The organism is Mesorhizobium sp. M0771 (genome assembly GCF_040320155.1).
Classification (GTDB): Bacteria; Pseudomonadota; Alphaproteobacteria; order Rhizobiales; family Rhizobiaceae; genus Mesorhizobium.
In genome coordinates this window covers 209,967-228,103 of record NZ_JAMYPC010000005.1, presented here as the reverse complement: position 1 = coordinate 228,103, position 18,137 = coordinate 209,967, and the positions used below count along the sequence as shown (strand labels likewise).

Genomic DNA, 18,137 nt, shown 5'->3' with positions numbered 1-18,137 from the left:
TGAGACAGGCCTGCAAACGGCGCCTTCCTGCGCTTCCGGTGCTCACGTACAGAAAGTACGTTCCGCTCCGGTTTTCGAAAGTCACCGTTTTCGACTCTGCCCGACCTGAATCTCAACACGCCTAGGGCCAAGCAGAAGAAGGAGAAAAAGAATGCCGCGTTTTTCAGCCAATCTGTCGATGCTCTTTGGCGAGCATGAGTTCCTCGATCGCTTCGATGCCGCAGCCCGCGCCGGCTTCAAGGGCGTCGAATATATCGGCCCCTATGATCATACGCCTGACGTGGTCGCGGCCCGGCTGAAGAAGAACGGCCTGACACAGGTGCTGTTCAACCTCCCGGCCGGCGACTGGGGCAAGGGCGAGCGCGGCATCGCGGTTTTGCCCGACCGCGCGCCGGAATTCCGGCAAGGCATCGCCAAGGCGATCAGCTATGCCCATGCGCTCGGCTGCGAGCAGGTCAATTGCCTCGCCGGCATCGCGCCGCAGGGCGTGGATCGTTCGGTGCTGGAAAATACTTTAGCCGAGAACCTCGCGTTTGCAGCCGAGAAACTGGAGCAGGCCGGCATCCGGCTTTTGATCGAGCCGATCAACACGCGCGACATACCGGGTTTTTTCCTGAACTATTCGGAGCAGGCGCTGGCGCTGATCGAGCGCGTCGGTTCGAAGAACCTGTTCCTGCAATACGACATCTATCACATGCAGATCATGGAGGGGGATCTCGCCCGTACCATCGAGGCCAACCTCGGCCGCATCGCGCATATCCAGCTTGCGGACAATCCCGGCCGTCACGAGCCGGGGACGGGCGAGATCAATTATCCCTTCCTCTACGAGCATATCGACAGGATCGGCTATTCCGGCTGGGTCGGGGCGGAATACAAGCCGAAGGCGGGGACGGAGGCCGGGTTGGGGTGGTTCAGAGAGCTTAACGGGCAGGGGAGTGCTGCGGCTTAAGCGTCGCAGCCCCCTCATCCGGCCCTTCGGGCCACCTTCTCCCCGAGGGGAGAAGAGATCGCCGAGGTTAGCGCCAGCCTCTTCTCCCCAACGGGGAGAAGGTGGCCGCGTAGCGGCCGGATGAGGGGGCGTTTCACACAGTCATTTGGAGAACAACAATGGAAACCATCGGCTTCATCGGCCTTGGCATCATGGGCGCGCCGATGGCGGGGCATCTCCTGGATGCCGGCTACGCCGTCATTGCCAGCGACCACCGCTCGAAGCCGCCGGCCGATCTCGTCGCCAAGGGCTTGAGAAGCATCACCGGCCACGCGGCAGTGGCGAAGGCCGCGGATATCATCATCACCATGGTTCCCGACACCCCGCAGGTAGCCGAGGTGCTGTTCGGCGAGAACGGTGTCGCTTCCGGCCTGAGCAAGGGCAAGCTGGTCATCGACATGAGCTCGATCTCGCCGATCGAGACCAAGGTTTTCGCCAAGAAAATCAACGATCTCGGCTGCGACTATCTTGACGCGCCGGTGTCGGGCGGCGAGGTCGGCGCAAAGGCGGCGTCGCTGACCATCATGATCGGCGGCGAGGACAAGGCGTTCGAGCGCGCCAAGCCCGTGTTCGAAAAGATGGGCAAGAACATCACGCTTGTCGGCCCGAACGGCGTCGGCCAGACCACCAAGGTTGCCAACCAGATCGTCGTGGCCCTGACCATCGAGGCGGTCGCCGAGGCGCTGGTCTTCGCCGCAAAAGCCGGCGCCGATCCGGCCAGGGTCCGGCAGGCGCTGATGGGCGGGCTGGCGGCATCGCGCATCCTCGAAGTGCATGGCGAGCGCATGATAAAGCGCACCTTCGCGCCGGGCTTCCGCATCGAACTGCACCAGAAGGATCTCAACCTGGCGCTGGAAGGCGCCAAGGCACTCGGTGTCTCGCTGCCCAATACGTCGACGACGCAGCAGCTGTTCAACTCATGCTCGGCGAATGGCGGGGCAAAAGAGGATCACTCAGCGCTAGTTCGTGCGCTGGAGCGGATGGCGGGACATGAAGTGCGGTGAATGGTGAATGGTAAGAACGCTTCCATTCACCATTCACCATTCACTATTTCACCATTCACTTTCCAAGGAATTTCCGTGCCGCATAAAGGCTCACCGCCGCGGCGTTCGACACGTTGAGCGAGCGGATGGCGCCGAGCATGTCGAGGCGGGCGAGTGTCGTCACCGTCTCGCGCGTTTTCTGGCGCAGGCCCTTGCCTTCGGCGCCGAGCACCAACGCTATCTTTTCGCCTGAAAAACTCGTTTCGAGCTCCGCTGGCCCATCGGAATCGAGGCCAATGGTCTGGAAGCCGGCTTCGTGCAACTGTCCCAGCGCGTCGGCCAGGTTCTTCACCTCGATCTGGTCGATATGTTCCAGTGCGCCGGAGGCGGATTTGGCCAGCACGCCGGATTCCTGCGGGCTGTGGCGGGCCGTGGTGATCAGCGCACCGGCGCCGAAGGCGACCGCCGAGCGCAGGATGGCGCCGACATTGTGCGGGTCGGTGACCTGGTCGAGCACCAGCACCAGTTTGGTATCGCCGAGCGCGTCAAGGCGCTTGGGCTTCAGCGGCTCGGCCTCGATCAGCACGCCCTGGTGGACGGCGTCCGAACCGGTGATCTTGTCGATGTCCTTCGGCTCGACCAGTTCGGCCTTGAACGGCAAAGCGGCGAGGTCGGCGATCGCCAGCCGCTCGGCGGCATTGCGCGTCACCAACATCTTTCTGATCCGCCGGCGCGGATTGTCGAGCGCGGCGCGCACCGTGTGCAGGCCATAAAGCCGCACCAGCCCGTCGGCGGCGTTCTCGCCCGGCGGCACCGGCTGGCGCGGCCGGAAGGCGGGCGCGCCGCCGGCCTTCTCGTCGCGATGGGCGCGACGCAGCTTGGCGTAGTGGGTGTCTTTGGCGGTCTTGGGCGTGTTGTCATTGCTCATGGCCGGCTTCTATAGCCGCGTCGCCGGGCTGTGGATACAGGCAGAAAGCCGGCTTGCCGGGCAGGCTGTCAAATTCAGCGCATTTTGCCTTGCGGTGCGGTTGACACCCACTGGCCTTGCCGCCATAAGGCGCTTCGCTGATTTCGGACAAAACCCTGGTTTCGACCTGATCGGCGAGAATGCCTCGTTGCAAGGCTTCGACGGCAGGCTGGAGAGGTGCCCGAGTGGTTAAAGGGGACGGACTGTAAATCCGTTAGCTTAGCTTACGTTGGTTCGAATCCAACCCTCTCCACCACTGCCAGCCCGCGAACCTTGAGGACGATGCGGGTATAGCTCAGTGGTAGAGCAGCAGCCTTCCAAGCTGAATATGCGGGTTCGATTCCCGCTACCCGCTCCAAACTCCCCACTCCGCATCAGATCTCAGCGAATATCTCGACAACGTTGCCGTCCGGATCGCGGAAGAACACTGTTCTGTGGCCCCATTCCTGGTCGGTGAGCGGCAGGACCGGCTGCACGCCCTTGGCCTGAAGCGCCTCGGCGCAGGCAGCGAGCATCTCCGGCGCCACCCGGAATGCCAGTTGCAGCGACAGCGCATCCCGCTGCTGCGGCGTGTCGTTGAACATCATGCCGAGGCTGGTCAAGGCCAGCGTGTTCGGGCCGACCCGGTATTCGATCCACCTGTCGCCGAGTTCGCGCTGCAGATCAAATTCCATCACATCCCCGTAGAAGTGCCGCATGGCGGCCATGTCGCGGGCGAAGATGACGGTGTAGTCGATCTGACGGATCTGGTTGAGAGCATTCATTGTCGATGTCCTTGGGTCGATGCCCTTTGGGGCGATGTTGCGTTGTGGCCTCGATGGCCCGCGCCTGCCCGGACACGACACAGGGAAGGTGAGGGGAAATAGCTGGCGTCGGGCGAGGTGCATGGACGAGTTCTTTCAGGCGATCGCTCGCAACCTAGCTTTCCTTTAAAGGGGTACAAGACTACCGCTTATACTGGTATCAGAGGTGACAGCATGACCTATGACGGCCCACGGCACGACGAGCTTGCCCGCTTCCTGCGCGAGCGGCGGGACCGCTTGCCGCGGATCGATGGCGCCAATGGCCGCCGCCGGGCACCGGGCCTCAGGCGCGAAGAGGTCGCAGCCGAGGCGGGGATCAGCACCACCTGGTACACCTGGCTCGAGCAGGGACGGGAGGTGAACGCGTCGCCGCAGGTGCTTCGCTCGCTGGCGCGGGTGCTGAAGCTGAGCCGGTCCGAGCAGGCCTATCTGTTCCAATTGGCGCGACCCGATCTCGACTGGCGAAACCGGCTCGGCGAGCAAGGCCTGCCCAGCGCGCCGCTGCTAAGCCTGCTCGACGGGCTGGCGCCGCACCCGGCCTATATCGTCAACCGCTACTGGCAGGTCGTCGCCTGGAACCACCCGGCGGCGGTGCTGCTCGGGGATTTCGAGACGGATGATGAGTGGTCCGGCAGCCTGCTCGCCCGGCTGTTTCTCGACCTGGAATGGCGGCAGCGCTTTGTCGACTGGCCGGAGGTTTCGCGCTCGGCGGCGGCGCAGTTCCGGCTTGCCACTGTTGCCATGACTCGCGATCCGGTGCTGGCCGCACTGGTTTCGTCACTGGAAGCGGCAAGCGAAGCGTTCGCCACGTGCTGGAACAGCCGCGACATCGCCGAGCCACCGATCTGGCGGAAATCCATCCGGCACCCTGTCGCCGGCGCGATGTCGTTCGATTTCGCCACGCTGCAGCCGGGCGGCCGCGACAGTGATTTCTCGGTTTCCGTCTACACGCCGGTCGATGCGTCGACTGCCAGGCGGTTCGCGGCGCTGGTCGAAGCAACGCCCGACAGCCGCAAGGCGGTGCCGGGCGTGTTTGCGCGTGATGCAGGCGCAGAAGTCTAGCTGTTGAAGGCGGACGCGACCTGGTGTTGCTGCGGCACCTGTCCGTTCGGCGTCAGTCTGTCGACAATGCCTGGCAGGGCTGTGGACAATTGCTTGAGCAACTCCTGCTCGTCCAGTCCGGTCCTTTGCGCGATCTCTCGAATGACCTGCGGGCCGATCGCCTTGCCGAGATCATTGGCGTTGATCGGCTGGTTCTGCCCGGTGCCGACCCAGGAGTCAGCGACATTGCCTTGGCCGGCAGTCTTGAGCTTGTCGAGCAGTCCGCCCAGTCCGCCAAGCAGGCCGCCGTCGCCTGAGGCCGTGGTTCCGGTGGGGGCTGGCGTTTGAGGCTGGGCGGGCTCGCCCGTCTCTTCGGCACTCGTCTGTTCGGCGCTTCTGCCGCTCAGCATCTTTCCCACCAGCAGCGCGCCGAGCGCGATCATCAGCGGTTTGGTGATGTTGCCGCCGGGCACGGCGTTGTCAAAAAGTCCCATAGGTCAATCCTCCATAACGACCAAGCCCGTCCCGCCGGCTACAATGGACCATGCGGGCGGAATTTCAAGTTGGCTTGAGCTTTTGACAATCATGTGACCATGATCGGCGGGCGGGGAATGGAGAGGAAAAATGGGCATTATCAGCTGGATCATCCTCGGCGTCATCGCCGGCTTTATCGGCAGCAAGATCGTCAACAAGACCGGCCAGGGCTTGATCATGGATATCGTGCTCGGCATTGTCGGCGCCATCGTCGGAGGGCTGATCTTCAGCGCCTTTGGCGCCACGGGCGTGACCGGCCTCAACATCTGGAGCCTGATCGTCGCCGTTATCGGCGCGGTCGTCGTGCTGTGGGCCTATCACCAGTTCTCCGGCAAGCGAACGCTTTAGGCACCAGTCTGCCGACTGGCTGACCGCAGGACGGCCAAACCTGCTTCGACGCGTTGACTTAAAGGTCAGGCGACGACGGTCAGCCTGCGTTTGCGTTCATCAAGCGAGACGATGGTCAGCCCGCTCGCGACCACCAGCAGGATGCCGCAGACCGCCAGGGCATTCGGGAACTGCCCGAATACCAGCACGCCTGAGATGACCGCCCAGACGGTGAAGCAGTAGTAGAACGGCGCCACGACGCCGGTCGGACCGACGCGATAGGCCATGAAGATGAAGAAATGGCCGAAGATCAGGAAGAATCCGGCGCCGGCCATGAGCAGCAGGTGCCGGGCTTCCGGCATCACCCAGCGCTCGGAAACGAGATGCGCGGCGCCCGCGCCGATCAGCACCACCACGACGGCGGAAATGGCGACGATCATGCCCGGCACCTCGGCCGCGACCCGCCTGCCGGCAAGATCGCGCGCCGCCGCCAATGCTGCGTTGCCGAGCGCCAGCAACGCATAGACCGAGATGCCCTGCATAGTCGGCTGGGCCACCATGAGCGCACCGACGAAACCGAGCCCGATCAGCGCCATGCGCACGCCGCCGATCCGTTCGCCGAACAGGATGGAGGAGCCGACCAGCATCAAAAGCGGGGTGATCTGCCCGAGCGCGGTCGAATCGGCGATCTGCATGTTGGCCAGCGCCACGACGTAACAGAGGATGGCCGCGAGCTCGAGCAGGTTGCGGCGCAGCACGCGTTTGTCGAAGATCAAAGGGATCTGCCTGCCATAGCCCAGCAGGAACAGCAGCGGCATGCCCCATAGCGTGGCCGCGACCCCGCGCAGGAACAGCACTTCATAGGACGGCAAGCCCGCGGTCGCGAGTTTCATCATCGTGTCGTTGACGAGGTACGACCCCGTCGAAACGATCATGAACAGCGGGCCGCGTATGGAGGTCGGTATGAATTGCATGGGGCAACCAAATCAGACCGCCGCCGTAGCGGCAATGGGCCAGGCGCCGGCTGCACATCCGGCAGGCAAAGGCCAGGACATGGGCGGGACAGGACATGGGCGGGAATAGCAAACAGGTGCTGGAGCCCGCAGCCCCCATTTCATTTCCGCTCGCGCGTTCCTATATCAGCGCCACATCCCCGCAATCGGATCATCGGTTGAGACCGAGTGGACAGCGCACCCGGCCACAAGGCACTTGTGTTTTTCGGCCGTAGTCGCTAATCGCCCCGCATTCGACTGAACTGAAGGTCAAGGCCGTCCAAGGAAAGAGACTATGGCAAAAGGTAAATTCGAGCGTAACAAGCCTCATGTGAACATTGGCACGATTGGCCACGTCGATCATGGCAAGACGTCGCTGACGGCGGCGATCACGAAGTATTTTGGCGAGTACAAGCGCTACGACCAGATCGATGCGGCGCCCGAAGAGAAGGCCCGCGGCATCACGATTTCGACGGCGCACGTCGAATACGAGACGGCAGCGCGCCACTACGCCCATGTCGACTGCCCCGGCCACGCCGACTATGTGAAGAACATGATCACGGGCGCCGCGCAGATGGACGGCGCGATCCTGGTCGTGTCGGCCGCCGACGGCCCGATGCCGCAGACCCGCGAGCACATCCTGCTTGCCCGTCAGGTCGGCGTGCCGTCGATCGTGGTGTTCCTGAACAAGGTCGACCAGGTCGACGATGCCGAGCTGCTCGAACTGGTCGAGCTCGAGGTTCGCGAGCTTCTGTCGAAGAACGAGTTCCCCGGCGACGACATTCCGATCGTCAAGGGTTCGGCGCTGGCTGCTCTGGAAGATTCCAACAAGACCATCGGCGAAGATGCGATCCGCGAGTTGATGGCTGCGGTCGATGCCTATATCCCGACGCCGGTTCGTCCGCTGGACAAGCCGTTCCTGATGCCGATCGAAGACGTGTTCTCGATCTCGGGCCGTGGCACGGTCGTGACCGGCCGCGTCGAGCGCGGCATCGTCAAGGTCGGCGAGGAACTGGAAATCATCGGCATCCGCCCGACGACCAAGACGACCTGCACGGGCGTCGAGATGTTCCGCAAGCTGCTCGATCAGGGCCAGGCCGGCGACAACATCGGCGCGCTGCTGCGCGGCGTTGATCGTGAAGGCGTCGAGCGCGGCCAGGTTCTGGCCAAGCCCGGTACGGTGAAGCCGCACAAGAAGTTCGTGGCCGAAGCCTACATCCTGACCAAGGACGAAGGTGGCCGTCACACGCCGTTCTTCACCAACTACCGTCCGCAGTTCTACTTCCGCACGACCGACGTGACCGGCATCGTGTCGCTGCCGGAAGGCACGGAAATGGTTATGCCCGGCGACAACATCACGGTCGATGTCGAGCTGATCGTGCCGATCGCCATGGAAGAGAAGCTGCGCTTCGCCATCCGTGAAGGCGGCCGCACCGTCGGTGCCGGCATCGTCGTCACCATCAAAGAGTAATCGAGCCCGGCATCGCCGGATCGAAACGGATAGGGGCGGCCCTCGGGCCGCCCTTTTTCGTTGGCCAGATGTGCCTGTTTGGGGTCCCAATCTCTGTTGCAAGTCTGTGAGCCTCTACAGTATAGATTGGGTTGAGGGCTTGGTCGGATGGTTCCACAGCACCGTTTGCATAGTCGGCCATGGTTGGCACTGGGGCTGATCTGCCTGGTGTCGATGCTTGCCGTGGGCAGCGCCGCCTTCGCGGCCGAGACAAAAAATTCAGAGCCGGATCCGGATCCGCCGATGCGGTTCGTCGTCGTGCGTAGCGACGCGGCGGGCTGTGAGCCGACCTGTCCGGAATGGATATCGGCCGAGGGTGCGATATCGGCCAAGTCGCCGGCGCTGCTCAAGGCTGCCCTGAAAACGCTCGGCGGCCGCAAATTGCCGATCGTCATCAACTCTCCGGGCGGCGATGTCGATGCGGCCATCGCCATGGGCCGGATGATACGCAAGAACAAGCTCGACATCGCGGTCGGCAGGACGTGGTTCGTCGGCTGCGAGCCGGGGATGAAAAACTGCAAGGAGAACGACGCCAGAGGCGCGCACTATATCGGCAGCCCCTATGTGCTCGGCAGCTATTGCGCGTCCGCTTGTCCAATGATGCTGGCCGGCGGCACCAGGCGCCTGGTCGGGCCGCTGGCCTATCTCGGCGTCCACCAGATCACGACCACGATCGTGCAGATGAACGTGCAATATCAGGTCCGCTACCGGATCGTGAAAGGCAAGAAGCGGGTCATCAGCAAGAAGGTCATCAGCCGCAAGAACACCGGCAGCTACAAGACCTACGAGATGAGCAAGGGGGTGGAGCGCAAGCTGTCCGCCTATTTCAAGGAGATGGGTGTCGACCTCAGCATCATCGAGACGATGAAGAGCACGCCGGCCAGCGACATCCAGCAGATCGACCTCAGCGACATGCTGACAATGAAGCTGGTCACCAGCGACGACGCTGCAGATTTGCTGACCAGCGCAAGCCTGTGCAGGCTGAACCTTCCGGCTCCGAATTGCCGGGAGATACCGGAGAACAAGCCAGCCGGCGGCCTGCCGGACGTGGCAAAGGCTGCGCCGCTGCCGGTGAAGCCGGAGAGCGCGCCGCACGATGACGGCATGCGCTTTGTCGTGGTTCGCGGCAGCAACCCGCTCTGCAATCCCGACTGCCCGGAATGGATTGCAGCGCAAGGCGCGATTACGCCCCAGACGCCGCAGAAACTCAGCCAATTGCTCGCCACGCTTGGCAACCGGCGGCTGCCGGTGGTGATCAGCTCGCGAGGCGGAGACCTCTCCGGCGCCCTGGCGGCGGGCCGGATCATCCATGAAAAGAAGCTCGACGTTGCCGTTGCCCGCACCGATTTCGTCGGCTGCGACCCGGCAGAGTGGAATTGCCTGGCCAAGGACGGCGCCTATGCCGGGCTGAGCGTCGATGGCGACGGCGACTGCGATTCGGCCTGCGCGCTCATGCTGGCCGGTGGCGCCAGGCGGCTTGTCGGTTCCCAGGCGCGGCTCAGCCTCTATCTGATGGGGCAGAAGCAGGCGGTCAAATCCTACCTCGACGAGATGGCGATCAGCCCCGCTTTGTTCCGGGCGCTCCAGGGCAGTTCGGTCGAGCGTCAGCTCGAACCCGACATGATGCTGGAGGTCGGCCTGACGACCGGGCGCCAGTCGGTGGATGCGCTGACGGGGTCCAGCATCTGCAGATCGGCGCCGAAACCTGAGAATTGCCGCGTGGTGCCGTCGTCCAATGGCTGATCGTGCCTATCGCATGAAAGAGACGCCTTGCTTCGCGTTCCGTGAAGGGCCCCGCACCGTCGCTGCCAGCATCGTCGTCACCATCGAGAAATAGTCGAACTGATATCAGCCGGATGGACCAGGAAAGGGCGGTCTTTGGGGCTGCCTTTTTGTTTCCGGCGTTGCGCGGCACAAGTATTGCACGATTGTTTCAAAGCTATTGCAAGCACCGTCGCCGCAACTATTATGGATTGCATTGAGGGGTTTGCCGGGCGTGGTTTGGGGACAACGTTCAGACACTGTGGGACGGTGGCGGCGCGGGCTGGTCCGGCTGTCGACGGTGGCCGCGATGGCGATAGCTGCCTTCGCCGCGAAGGCCGAGGATGCCTCCCCCGGGACATGGCAGACAGTACCCCCTCTGCAGGGAGTGCTCTATCCGACCGATCCGACGATATGGACCGACGATCGCTCGGAGATGCAGTTTGTCGTCACGCGCAGCAGCGCACCTGGCTGCGAGCCCAATTGTCCGGAGTGGATCTCCGCCGAAGGCGACATCGCAGCCGGCACGCCAGCCTTGCTCAAGCGTACCTTGAAGAAGCTTGGCGGTCGCAAACTGCCGATTATCGTCAATTCCTTTGGCGGCAACGTCAATGCAGCGCTCGAACTTGGCCGGATAATCCGCAAGAACAAGCTCGATATCGCCGTAGGCAAGACCGAGTTTTCCGACTGTTGGCCCGGGACGGATGGTTGTGGTTTTAGTTACGGCAAAGGTTCCGCCTATCTCGGCCGGGCGTCTGATGGCGCCATCTGCAACTCCGCCTGTCCGCTGATGTTTGCCGGAGGCGTCCGGCGCGTCGCCGGCGGCTGGAACTATCTGGGTGTTCATCAGATCACCACCACCTGGTTCCCCTCCACAACGCACTACCGGACCACCTATCGCGTCAAACGGGGCAAAAAATATCGGGTCACCACGCAAACCGTCACTCCGGGTGAAAGCTACAAGACCTATGAGATGAGTAAGGGGTACGCGAGAAAGATCTCGGCCTATCTCAGAGAGATGGGTATCGGGCAGGGCGTGCTGGACTTGATGAAGGCGACGCCGGCCAGCGACATCAGGCAGATCGGCCTCCACGATATGCTGACGATGAAACTGGCGACCAGCACGGACACTCTTGAGCTGTTTACCAGAGCAAGTTTGTGCATGTTCGACCCGCCGGCTCCGAACTGCCGGGAAATACCGGGAAACAAGCCAGCCGGCGGACAAACGCCCGTGGCCAAGCCGGCCGTGGTGGCTGCGATCAAGGCAAAGACCGGCCCCCCACTTTCTCAGGCGGCCAAGGCTCCAGCTCCCAAGCCGTTGCAGGCAGCGCCAGGGAATTCGACGCCAGATATGCGCTTCGTTGTCGTTCGCGGCAGAGACTCGCTCTGCAATCCCGATTGCCCGGAATGGATCTCGGCGGAAGGCGCGATGACGCCTCAGACCCCGCAAAAGTTGCGCCAGTTGCTCGACACCCTTGGCAACCGGCGGCTGCCGGTGGTGATCAGCTCACAGGGGGGCAGCCTGTTCAGCGCTCTGGCCGCGGGAAGGCTTATCCATGAACGGAAGCTCGACGTCGCCGTCGCTCGCACCACTATCGTCGGCTGCGACCCGCCCGAGGCAGGCTGCTTGGCCGATAACGGTGCCTATGTCGGGCTGATTAGCGATTTTGGAGTGGAGTGCGATTCGGCCTGCGCGCTCATGCTTGCCGCCGACGCCAAAAGGCTGGTCGATCCCAAGGCGAGGCTCAGCATGTCCTCGAGGGACAGACGCAGTTGGTTAAAGCCTACCTGGAGGAGATGGAGATGGACCCAGCTCTGTTCGCCGCGATAGGCTCGGTCGAGCGTCAGCTCGAGCCCGACATGATGCTCAAAGTCGGGCTGACAACCGGGCCGGAGTCGGTGGAGGCGCTAACTGGCCCCGCTATTTGCAAAACCTCACCCAAGCCCGACAACTGTTTGCTTCCGCCGACAGCCAAGGCCGAGTCGCCCGCCAAACTGTAGGCATCGCAGAAACTGGCCATCGAGGCAGGTTGAGCCATGCCCGATTTCTCCGCTATCGTCGTGGCAGGCGTCGCCCGGGGGAGGATCGAGAATGAGCCAGGATATCCCGACACTCTACGAATGGGCCGGCGGCATCGAAGCCCTCAATCGGCTGACGGAAACCTTTTACGACAAGGTGTCCCGCGACCCGGTGGTCGGCCCGGTGTTCAAACACATGTCGCCGGATCATCCCGCGCATGTCGCGGCCTTCATCGGCGAGGTTTTTGGCGGACCCAAGACCTACAGCGAACAGCATGGCGGCCATCGCGAGATGGTCATGCATCACTTGGGCAAGCATCTGACGGAGGAACAGCGCCGCCGCTGGATCAGCTTGCTTGCCGATGCCGCCGATGCGGTCGGGCTGCCGGACGATCCCGAATTCCGTTCCGCCTTCATGGGCTATGTCGAATGGGGGTCACGGCTTGCCAAGATGAATTCCACCCTCGGCGAGACCTGCGACCCGCAGACCGAACCGATGCCGGCCTGGGGCTGGGGCGTACCGGGCGGGCCGTACAAGCCGCCGGCCGGGGATTGAGCGCCGGCATGCGGCTTCAGGCAGGCGAAAAATCGAGATCGGCAGGGACGGGCTGGTCATCACCTATTCGGATTTCCGGCAAAGGATCTGAAAGCGCGTCAGACAACTCTTTACAGCGCGCCCGGAAGCTTTTAGGAAGCGCCTGCGCTGAAACGCGCGTACGGGCATAGCTCAGTTGGTAGAGCGGCGGTCTCCAAAACCGCAGGTCGTAGGTTCGAGCCCTGCTGCCCGTGCCATTTTCCTCGTTGGAATCCGGCATTTTAGAAACGCCTTGTTTTGGCTCCTCGTTTGGTTGGGCTGAAGCCGCGTACTCGACGAGCGACGTTCCGAAGGCATGCGCAGAGCGAGAGCGCTGATGCGCAATGCCGAAGTCGGCGTATTTCCACGAACCAATTTCCTTGATTCAACTGCCATTGGCGAGCCAATTGCCATTTGCGTTCACAATTCAGAATAGGCCTATTTTGCTGCCGCCAGCTGCTTTTCAGCGGCTGCGAATTATTGGAAGCGGGATGCTGGCCTGGCTACTGGAATTTTTTTGAACAGGGCTCTTGAACCGGTTTTCAGCCCTTCCTAATTCGTTTCCCGCCGAGGCCGATTGGCTTGGCAAAAGGCGGCGCTGCTGGGCGGCGCCCTTGTACCCATGTTGCTTCAAGGAGGATGTGGCTGTGAGAACCTTTGACTCTCTCTATCGCAGCACCGTCGGTTTTGACCGTCTTTTCGACATGCCCGACAATGGTACGCGGCCCGACGGGCCACCCTATAACATCGAGAAGGTCGACGAGAACGATTACCGTATCTCGATGGCCATCGCGGGCTTCAGCCAGGATGAGGTTGAGCTGACCCAGCATGGACCCGAACTGGTCGTGGCAGGCCAGAAGGCTGATGACCAGAGCGGACGCCAGCTGCTGCACCAGGGCATCGCCTACCGCAGTTTCAGGCAGACGTTCAAGCTTGCCGACCACATGAAGATCAAGGCAGCAAACCTTGAGAACGGTCTCCTGACCATCGACATCGTCCGTGAGATTCCCGAAGAGCTGAAGCCGCGCCGCATTAGCATCGGGGCCGGCGACGCCCAGGTGGGCAAGCAGATCGCCCAGGATACGGAACGCACCCGCAAAGCGGCCTGATCGTATCGATTCAGTTATCCCTGCGGTCCGCCTCCCGGCTTCGGCCGGGAGGCCCAGATTGCGGAGAATGGAGATGGACAACTTCTACGAGACACCGACACTTTCTGCGGCACGCTCGGGCAAAATTGAAACTTCTTTGTGCCTGCTCGACAATCCAGACAACGTCATCAACCATCCACGCCTCAGCAGTGGAGAAAAGCGGGCACTGCTTTCCTCGTGGGCGTCCGATGCCTGCGCGGTGGAAAACCAGCCTGCCTTGCGCCGCCTGGACAACGGCACGGTAATCCCTGTCGACCAGATTCTGAGTGCGTTGAAGGCTCTGGATGAGAAACCCACGCTGGGGAAAGAGACTTCAGGCCGGGTGCTGCCTTGGCGACCCTCCTCGCGCCGCAGCGTTCTCAAGGCTTGGCGGCGTCGGGGCCGTTCTTTCGGCCCCGACGATGACGACGACCCGCCCCCGTGCCCGGCAGTGATCGCGCCGCGCCCACGCCCACCATGCGGAATCGGCGCAGTGGCCGGGGTCGAACTCGCCTGTGCCTAACTAACCCTGGGTTGATCCAGCTGCCTCGGCATGGGCAGCTGGATTCCAATCTTGCGTGCGCTTCATTTGGTTTCCAAAACAGCAGGTCGCAGGTTCGTCCGCAACGCCATTTCCTCGAACTTGTAATCGCGTGCCTGATTTCCGGATCCACCTCCTGGAATTGGGGTCCGGCATTGAAAAAGGGCAGGTGGCTTGCCATATTGGGCGAACTGAGGCATAAGGCCTCGATAGCCGGGACGGGACGACTGGATGGTTCCGAGGCGGCGTTTGGTCATAAAGCGGACACTTGCCACTTGCGTGGATCAAGAATCGGTTTTATGTAGACACAACAGACACGCGACGCGTGGAGCTGGGAAGCCGGCTTTACGCGTCCGATTTGCATGGGCGAAATGGCGCTGATTCGGCGTCGACTTGAACCCAGGCGGCACGTCCCGGCCAGCGGGATCATCCAGGAGACCCGGCCAACGGGTCTTGAAGACAGAGCGGCATATGGCTTCGAAAACCACAAATCCTTTCGTCTTTCTCCAGCAGGTCCGCGCGGAAACTGCCAAGGTGACTTGGCCGTCGCGCCGGGAGACGATGATCTCGACGGTGATGGTGCTCGTATTCGCGGTCATCGCGATGATCTTTTTCTTCACCGCCGACGTGGCCATGGGCTACGCGATCGAGCGGTTACTGAGCCTCGGCCATTAAGTCCGGCGATTACGGAGAAGTCTTGAAATGACCGCGCGCTGGTACATCGTCCACGCCTATTCGAACTTCGAAAAGAAGGTCGCCGAGGACATTGAGAACAAGGCCAAGCAGAAGGGCCTGTCCGCCGATATCGAGCAGATCGTGGTGCCGACCGAGAAGGTCGTCGAAATCCGCCGCGGCCGCAAGGTCGATGCCGAGCGCAAGTTCTTTCCGGGCTATGTGCTGCTCAAGGCCAATCTGACCGATGCGGTGTTCTCGCTGGTCAAGAACACGCCGAAGGTCACCGGCTTCCTCGGTGACTCCAAGCCGGTGCCGATCACCGAAGCCGAGGCGCAGCGCATCCTGAACCAGGTTCAGGAAGGCGTCGAGCGGCCGAAGCCCTCGGTCACTTTCGAGATCGGCGAGGCGATCCGCGTTTCGGATGGTCCGTTCGCCTCGTTCAACGGTTTCGTCCAGGAAGTGGACGAGGAGCGGGCGCGGCTCAAGGTGGAAGTTTCGATCTTCGGGCGCGCCGTGCCGGTCGATCTGGAATTCGGACAGGTCGAAAAGGGCTGATCCGAAAACCCTGCGCCGGTTCGCCGGCAAGGGGAGGCGGCGCGGAAAGCGCGCGGCCATGAACGGGTGGGAGGCGAATGCGGCTTTAGCCGGCCGCGCGGACCGCACCACCAGACTGCAACCGCCGGTGTTCCCGATACTGGGGCCGGCATGAGATAAAGGCAGGAAAGAGATGGCTAAGAAAATTGCAGGCCAGCTCAAGCTCCAGGTCAAAGCGGGATCGGCTACGCCGTCTCCGCCGATCGGCCCGGCACTTGGTCAGCGCGGCATCAACATCATGGAATTCTGCAAGGCGTTCAACGCGCAGACCCAGGAAATGGAAAAGGGATCGCCGATCCCGGTCGTCATCACCTATTACCAGGACAAGTCCTTCACCTTCGTCATGAAGACGCCGCCGGTGAGCTACTTCCTGAAAAAGGCGGCGAACTTGACTTCGGGTTCGAAAGAGCCGGGCAAGATCAAGGCCGGCACGATCGGTCGCGACAAGGTGCGCGCCATCGCCGAACAGAAGATGAAGGATCTGAACGCAAACGACGTCGAGGCGGCCATGCGCATGGTCGAGGGCTCCGCCCGCTCGATGGGTCTGGAAGTGGTGGGCTGAGATCATGGCAAAGATTGCAAAGCGTGTATCGAAGTCCCGCGACGGCATCGACCCCAACAAGGCCTATGCCCTTGGTGAGGCGCTGAAGCTGCTCAAGGACCGTTCGACGGTGAAGTTCGACGAGACCATCGAAGTTGCGATGAACCTCGGCGTCGACCCGCGCCATGCCGACCAGATGGTCCGCGGCGTGGTCAACCTGCCGAACGGCACCGGCCGCTCTGTCCGCGTCGCCGTGTTCGCACGTGGCGGCAAGGCCGATGAGGCTCGCGCCGCCGGCGCCGACATCGTCGGTGCCGAGGATCTGGTCGACATCGTCCAGAAGGGCACGATCGACTTCGATCGCTGCATCGCCACGCCGGACATGATGCCGCTGGTCGGCCGTCTGGGCAAGGTGCTGGGCCCGCGCGGCATGATGCCGAACCCGAAGGTCGGCACCGTCACCACCGACGTCGCCGCCGCCGTCAAGGCATCGAAGGGCGGCGCTGTCGAGTTCCGCGTCGAGAAGGCCGGCATCGTTCATGCCGGCGTCGGCAAGGTCTCGTTCGACGTCAAGGCGCTGGAAGAAAACGTCCGCGCCTTCGCCGATGCCGTGACCAAGGCAAAGCCGGCTGGCGCCAAGGGCAACTACGTCAAGAAGGTGTCGGTCACCTCGACGATGGGCCCGGGCCTCAAGCTCGACGTCTCGACGCTCGCAGCGTCTTGATACGAACATCTGGATCGGCTGCCAAGGCGCTGATCCGCAAGTGAATTCCGGGCCTCCGACTTGTCGGCGGCCCGGTACCGGAAGTCGAGAGGCTTCCGGAAATCCTGTCCGAGATTGCAGGCGGCCCAGAAGCCTTAATTGAACTAGGCCTGCATGAGACGGGTGAAAACCGGACAACGGAGCGACAAGCTCCAATGAAAGGTTCGAACCGTGTTTGCCTTTTGTCTGCGCATCTCCGGCTTGCCGTCGATGTGGCGAAAGGGGGCAGGATCCTCGAGCGTCGTTCGGGAGATCTGTAATGGATGGCCCGGCCGGCAAAAAGGCAACCCGACGCCTGTCCCACTAGCGGGGCAGGGGTCAACTGGAGATAGGCAGTGGACAGAGCGGAAAAACGCGAACTCGTCACGGGCCTGAATGGTGCTTTTGCAGGCGCTGGTTCAGTCGTCGTGGCCCACTACGCCGGTATCACCGTCGCGCAAATGAACGACCTTCGGTCGAAAATGCGCGCTGCCGGTGGCACCGTCAAAGTCGCGAAGAACCGTCTCGCCAAAATCGCTCTTCAGGGCACGGACTCCGCATCGATCATCGACCTGTTCAAGGGACAGACGCTGATCGCTTATTCGGAGGATCCGATTGCGGCGCCGAAGGTCGCGTCCGATTTCGCCAAGGGAAATGACAAGTTGGTCATTCTCGGCGGCGCAATGGGCACCACCTCGCTCAACGCCGACGGTGTGAAGGCACTCGCCACACTTCCGTCGCTCGATGAGTTGCGCGCCAGGCTGGTTGGCATGATCGCCACGCCGGCAACCCGGATCGCCCAGATCGTCAATGCGCCAGCGGCTTCGGTCGCGCGCGTCATCGGCGCTTACGCCCGGAAGGACGAGGCGGCATGAGGCCGTTCCTCGCTATCACAAACACACGTTCGAACCTGATGAAGGAATACAACAATGGCTGATCTGGCAAAGATCGTAGACGACCTTTCGAAGCTGACCGTCCTCGAGGCGGCCGAGTTGTCGAAGCTTCTGGAAGAAAAGTGGGGCGTTTCGGCTGCTGCTCCGGTGGCGGTTGCCGCTGCCGGCGGCGCTGCCGCTGCTGCTGCTCCGGCTGAGGAAAAGACGGAATTCGACGTCGTCCTCACCGAGGCAGGCGCTCAGAAGATCAACGTCATCAAGGAAGTCCGCGCCATCACCGGCCTGGGCCTCAAGGAAGCCAAGGATCTGGTCGAAGCAGCTCCGAAGCCGGTCAAGGAAGCCGTTTCCAAGGCTGACGCTGAGAAGTTCAAGGCCCAGCTGGAAGCAGCCGGCGCCAAGGTCGACCTGAAGTAAGCATAAAAGCGGCGGGCGGCCTCGCGCCGTCCGCCACTCCCTTCACCAGAGGGGAGGATGCGTAGCGCGAGATGTACGAGAACCTCTTTCCTGAGGGCCGAAACCGGCCTT

22 protein-coding genes and 3 tRNA genes are annotated in these 18,137 nt (G+C 62.4%); 21 read left to right on the top strand and 4 right to left on the bottom strand.

Going from position 1 to position 18,137, the window contains the following annotated elements:
- Nucleotides 1–151 precede the first annotated feature (151 nt).
- Entirely contained in the window at nucleotides 152–949 is a 798-nt protein-coding gene (hyi, locus tag NKI05_RS10345; RefSeq protein ID WP_023744853.1) for a hydroxypyruvate isomerase, read from the top strand.
- Between the two features lie 158 nt (nucleotides 950–1,107).
- The gene (locus tag NKI05_RS10340; RefSeq protein WP_023815332.1) at nucleotides 1,108–1,992 is read left to right on the top strand and encodes a 2-hydroxy-3-oxopropionate reductase; all 885 of its coding nucleotides are present in this window, start codon (nucleotides 1,108–1,110) and stop codon (nucleotides 1,990–1,992) included.
- 55 nt (nucleotides 1,993–2,047) lie between these two features.
- Here NKI05_RS10340 and NKI05_RS10335 read toward each other — a convergent pair whose 3' ends face one another.
- Nucleotides 2,048–2,899: a TrmH family RNA methyltransferase gene (locus NKI05_RS10335; protein WP_023754744.1), complete on the bottom strand. Its 852-nt coding sequence runs from the start codon at nucleotides 2,897–2,899 to the stop codon at nucleotides 2,048–2,050.
- Between NKI05_RS10335 and NKI05_RS10330 the strand changes: the two genes are divergently transcribed.
- The 3 genes from NKI05_RS10330 (at nucleotide 2,892) to NKI05_RS10320 (ending at nucleotide 3,296) form a co-directional block, all read left to right on the top strand.
- On the top strand, nucleotides 2,892–3,131 hold the full coding sequence (locus NKI05_RS10330) for a hypothetical protein (protein WP_155929598.1): 240 nt from the start codon (nucleotides 2,892–2,894) through the stop codon (nucleotides 3,129–3,131). The genes NKI05_RS10335 and NKI05_RS10330 overlap by 8 nt on opposite strands.
- Nucleotides 3,110–3,194, top strand: a tRNA-Tyr gene (locus tag NKI05_RS10325). Before NKI05_RS10330 ends, NKI05_RS10325 begins: the two co-directional genes overlap by 22 nt.
- 28 nt (nucleotides 3,195–3,222) lie before the next feature.
- Nucleotides 3,223–3,296: transfer RNA gene (locus NKI05_RS10320), tRNA-Gly, on the top strand.
- Nucleotides 3,297–3,312: 16 nt separating this feature from the next.
- Here NKI05_RS10320 and NKI05_RS10315 read toward each other — a convergent pair.
- A complete protein-coding gene (locus tag NKI05_RS10315; protein WP_023805252.1) occupies nucleotides 3,313–3,702 on the bottom strand; it encodes a VOC family protein in 390 nt (129 codons plus the stop codon).
- A 213-nt stretch (nucleotides 3,703–3,915) separates the two neighbouring features.
- On the opposite strand from NKI05_RS10315, the gene NKI05_RS10310 reads away from it, so the two are divergent.
- Nucleotides 3,916–4,803 (top strand): helix-turn-helix transcriptional regulator, encoded by an 888-nt coding sequence (locus NKI05_RS10310; protein ID WP_023815330.1) that lies wholly within the window; start codon nucleotides 3,916–3,918, stop codon nucleotides 4,801–4,803.
- On the opposite strand, the gene NKI05_RS10305 is transcribed toward NKI05_RS10310, so the two are convergent.
- Nucleotides 4,800–5,276 (bottom strand): YidB family protein, encoded by a 477-nt coding sequence (locus NKI05_RS10305; protein ID WP_023681465.1) that lies wholly within the window; start codon nucleotides 5,274–5,276, stop codon nucleotides 4,800–4,802. The genes NKI05_RS10310 and NKI05_RS10305 overlap by 4 nt on opposite strands.
- A gap of 130 nt (nucleotides 5,277–5,406) precedes the next feature.
- Between NKI05_RS10305 and NKI05_RS10300 the strand changes: the two genes are divergently transcribed.
- Entirely contained in the window at nucleotides 5,407–5,664 is a 258-nt protein-coding gene (locus tag NKI05_RS10300; protein WP_023667446.1) for a GlsB/YeaQ/YmgE family stress response membrane protein, read from the top strand.
- A 65-nt stretch (nucleotides 5,665–5,729) separates the two neighbouring features.
- On the opposite strand, the gene NKI05_RS10295 is transcribed toward NKI05_RS10300, so the two are convergent.
- Entirely contained in the window at nucleotides 5,730–6,617 is an 888-nt protein-coding gene (locus tag NKI05_RS10295; protein WP_352497464.1) for a DMT family transporter, read from the bottom strand.
- 313 nt (nucleotides 6,618–6,930) lie between these two features.
- Here NKI05_RS10295 and tuf point away from each other — a divergent pair, with 313 nt between their 5' ends.
- The 14 genes from tuf to rplL all read left to right on the top strand — a co-directional run bounded on the left by tuf (nucleotide 6,931) and on the right by rplL (nucleotide 18,026).
- Nucleotides 6,931–8,106 (top strand): elongation factor Tu, encoded by a 1,176-nt coding sequence (gene tuf, locus NKI05_RS10290; protein ID WP_023723394.1) that lies wholly within the window; start codon nucleotides 6,931–6,933, stop codon nucleotides 8,104–8,106.
- A 147-nt stretch (nucleotides 8,107–8,253) separates the two neighbouring features.
- Nucleotides 8,254–9,888 carry a COG3904 family protein gene (locus NKI05_RS10285; protein WP_023815328.1) on the top strand — a complete coding sequence of 545 codons (1,635 nt, stop codon included), beginning with the start codon at nucleotides 8,254–8,256 and terminating at the stop codon, nucleotides 9,886–9,888.
- Between the two features lie 328 nt (nucleotides 9,889–10,216).
- On the top strand, nucleotides 10,217–11,737 hold the full coding sequence (locus tag NKI05_RS10280; protein ID WP_352792354.1) for a hypothetical protein: 1,521 nt from the start codon (nucleotides 10,217–10,219) through the stop codon (nucleotides 11,735–11,737).
- Nucleotides 11,710–11,907, top strand: coding sequence for a hypothetical protein (locus NKI05_RS10275; RefSeq protein WP_352792353.1), 198 nt, complete (start codon nucleotides 11,710–11,712; stop codon nucleotides 11,905–11,907). Before NKI05_RS10280 ends, NKI05_RS10275 begins: the two co-directional genes overlap by 28 nt.
- Before the next feature lie 91 nt (nucleotides 11,908–11,998).
- The gene (locus tag NKI05_RS10270) at nucleotides 11,999–12,481 is read left to right on the top strand and encodes a group II truncated hemoglobin (RefSeq protein ID WP_023667442.1); all 483 of its coding nucleotides are present in this window, start codon (nucleotides 11,999–12,001) and stop codon (nucleotides 12,479–12,481) included.
- A 160-nt stretch (nucleotides 12,482–12,641) separates the two neighbouring features.
- Nucleotides 12,642–12,717 (top strand) — tRNA-Trp (locus tag NKI05_RS10265).
- Nucleotides 12,718–13,146: 429 nt separating this feature from the next.
- Nucleotides 13,147–13,608 carry an Hsp20 family protein gene (locus NKI05_RS10260; RefSeq protein ID WP_352792368.1) on the top strand — a complete coding sequence of 154 codons (462 nt, stop codon included), beginning with the start codon at nucleotides 13,147–13,149 and terminating at the stop codon, nucleotides 13,606–13,608.
- A gap of 73 nt (nucleotides 13,609–13,681) precedes the next feature.
- Nucleotides 13,682–14,149 (top strand): hypothetical protein, encoded by a 468-nt coding sequence (locus tag NKI05_RS10255; protein ID WP_023731757.1) that lies wholly within the window; start codon nucleotides 13,682–13,684, stop codon nucleotides 14,147–14,149.
- 489 nt (nucleotides 14,150–14,638) lie between these two features.
- Nucleotides 14,639–14,842 carry a preprotein translocase subunit SecE gene (gene secE, locus NKI05_RS10250; RefSeq protein ID WP_023667439.1) on the top strand — a complete coding sequence of 68 codons (204 nt, stop codon included), beginning with the start codon at nucleotides 14,639–14,641 and terminating at the stop codon, nucleotides 14,840–14,842.
- 27 nt (nucleotides 14,843–14,869) lie between these two features.
- Nucleotides 14,870–15,397, top strand: coding sequence for a transcription termination/antitermination protein NusG (gene nusG / locus NKI05_RS10245; RefSeq protein WP_006333333.1), 528 nt, complete (start codon nucleotides 14,870–14,872; stop codon nucleotides 15,395–15,397).
- A 172-nt stretch (nucleotides 15,398–15,569) separates the two neighbouring features.
- Nucleotides 15,570–15,998, top strand: a complete 429-nt coding sequence (rplK, locus tag NKI05_RS10240) for a 50S ribosomal protein L11 (RefSeq protein ID WP_006333334.1) — start codon at nucleotides 15,570–15,572, stop codon at nucleotides 15,996–15,998.
- A 4-nt stretch (nucleotides 15,999–16,002) separates the two neighbouring features.
- The gene (gene rplA / locus NKI05_RS10235; RefSeq protein WP_023667438.1) at nucleotides 16,003–16,701 is read left to right on the top strand and encodes a 50S ribosomal protein L1; all 699 of its coding nucleotides are present in this window, start codon (nucleotides 16,003–16,005) and stop codon (nucleotides 16,699–16,701) included.
- Nucleotides 16,702–17,075: 374 nt separating this feature from the next.
- Nucleotides 17,076–17,594 (top strand): 50S ribosomal protein L10, encoded by a 519-nt coding sequence (gene rplJ, locus NKI05_RS10230; RefSeq protein WP_023667437.1) that lies wholly within the window; start codon nucleotides 17,076–17,078, stop codon nucleotides 17,592–17,594.
- Between the two features lie 54 nt (nucleotides 17,595–17,648).
- Nucleotides 17,649–18,026: a 50S ribosomal protein L7/L12 gene (gene rplL / locus NKI05_RS10225; RefSeq protein WP_023667436.1), complete on the top strand. Its 378-nt coding sequence runs from the start codon at nucleotides 17,649–17,651 to the stop codon at nucleotides 18,024–18,026.
- Nucleotides 18,027–18,137: the final 111 nt, after the last annotated feature.

What these genes read in the sequence shown, in the direction of transcription:
- NKI05_RS10310 (WP_023815330.1), top strand. Translation starts at nt 3,916, where the DNA reads ATGACCTATGACGGCCCACGGCACGACGAGCTTGCCCGCTTCCTGCGC.
- nusG (WP_006333333.1), top strand. Translation starts at nt 14,870, where the DNA reads ATGACCGCGCGCTGGTACATCGTCCACGCCTATTCGAACTTCGAAAAG.
- NKI05_RS10270 (WP_023667442.1), top strand. Translation starts at nt 11,999, where the DNA reads ATGAGCCAGGATATCCCGACACTCTACGAATGGGCCGGCGGCATCGAA.
- rplA (WP_023667438.1), top strand. Translation starts at nt 16,003, where the DNA reads ATGGCAAAGATTGCAAAGCGTGTATCGAAGTCCCGCGACGGCATCGAC.
- rplL (WP_023667436.1), top strand. Translation starts at nt 17,649, where the DNA reads ATGGCTGATCTGGCAAAGATCGTAGACGACCTTTCGAAGCTGACCGTC.
- NKI05_RS10305 (WP_023681465.1), bottom strand. Translation starts at nt 5,276, where the DNA reads ATGGGACTTTTTGACAACGCCGTGCCCGGCGGCAACATCACCAAACCG.
- NKI05_RS10255 (WP_023731757.1), top strand. Translation starts at nt 13,682, where the DNA reads ATGGACAACTTCTACGAGACACCGACACTTTCTGCGGCACGCTCGGGC.
- NKI05_RS10340 (WP_023815332.1), top strand. Translation starts at nt 1,108, where the DNA reads ATGGAAACCATCGGCTTCATCGGCCTTGGCATCATGGGCGCGCCGATG.
- NKI05_RS10275 (WP_352792353.1), top strand. Translation starts at nt 11,710, where the DNA reads ATGGACCCAGCTCTGTTCGCCGCGATAGGCTCGGTCGAGCGTCAGCTC.
- NKI05_RS10315 (WP_023805252.1), bottom strand. Translation starts at nt 3,702, where the DNA reads ATGAATGCTCTCAACCAGATCCGTCAGATCGACTACACCGTCATCTTC.
- tuf (WP_023723394.1), top strand. Translation starts at nt 6,931, where the DNA reads ATGGCAAAAGGTAAATTCGAGCGTAACAAGCCTCATGTGAACATTGGC.
- NKI05_RS10280 (WP_352792354.1), top strand. Translation starts at nt 10,217, where the DNA reads ATGGCGATAGCTGCCTTCGCCGCGAAGGCCGAGGATGCCTCCCCCGGG.
- NKI05_RS10285 (WP_023815328.1), top strand. Translation starts at nt 8,254, where the DNA reads ATGGTTCCACAGCACCGTTTGCATAGTCGGCCATGGTTGGCACTGGGG.
- secE (WP_023667439.1), top strand. Translation starts at nt 14,639, where the DNA reads ATGGCTTCGAAAACCACAAATCCTTTCGTCTTTCTCCAGCAGGTCCGC.
- NKI05_RS10335 (WP_023754744.1), bottom strand. Translation starts at nt 2,899, where the DNA reads ATGAGCAATGACAACACGCCCAAGACCGCCAAAGACACCCACTACGCC.
- rplK (WP_006333334.1), top strand. Translation starts at nt 15,570, where the DNA reads ATGGCTAAGAAAATTGCAGGCCAGCTCAAGCTCCAGGTCAAAGCGGGA.
- NKI05_RS10300 (WP_023667446.1), top strand. Translation starts at nt 5,407, where the DNA reads ATGGGCATTATCAGCTGGATCATCCTCGGCGTCATCGCCGGCTTTATC.
- hyi (WP_023744853.1), top strand. Translation starts at nt 152, where the DNA reads ATGCCGCGTTTTTCAGCCAATCTGTCGATGCTCTTTGGCGAGCATGAG.
- NKI05_RS10295 (WP_352497464.1), bottom strand. Translation starts at nt 6,617, where the DNA reads ATGCAATTCATACCGACCTCCATACGCGGCCCGCTGTTCATGATCGTT.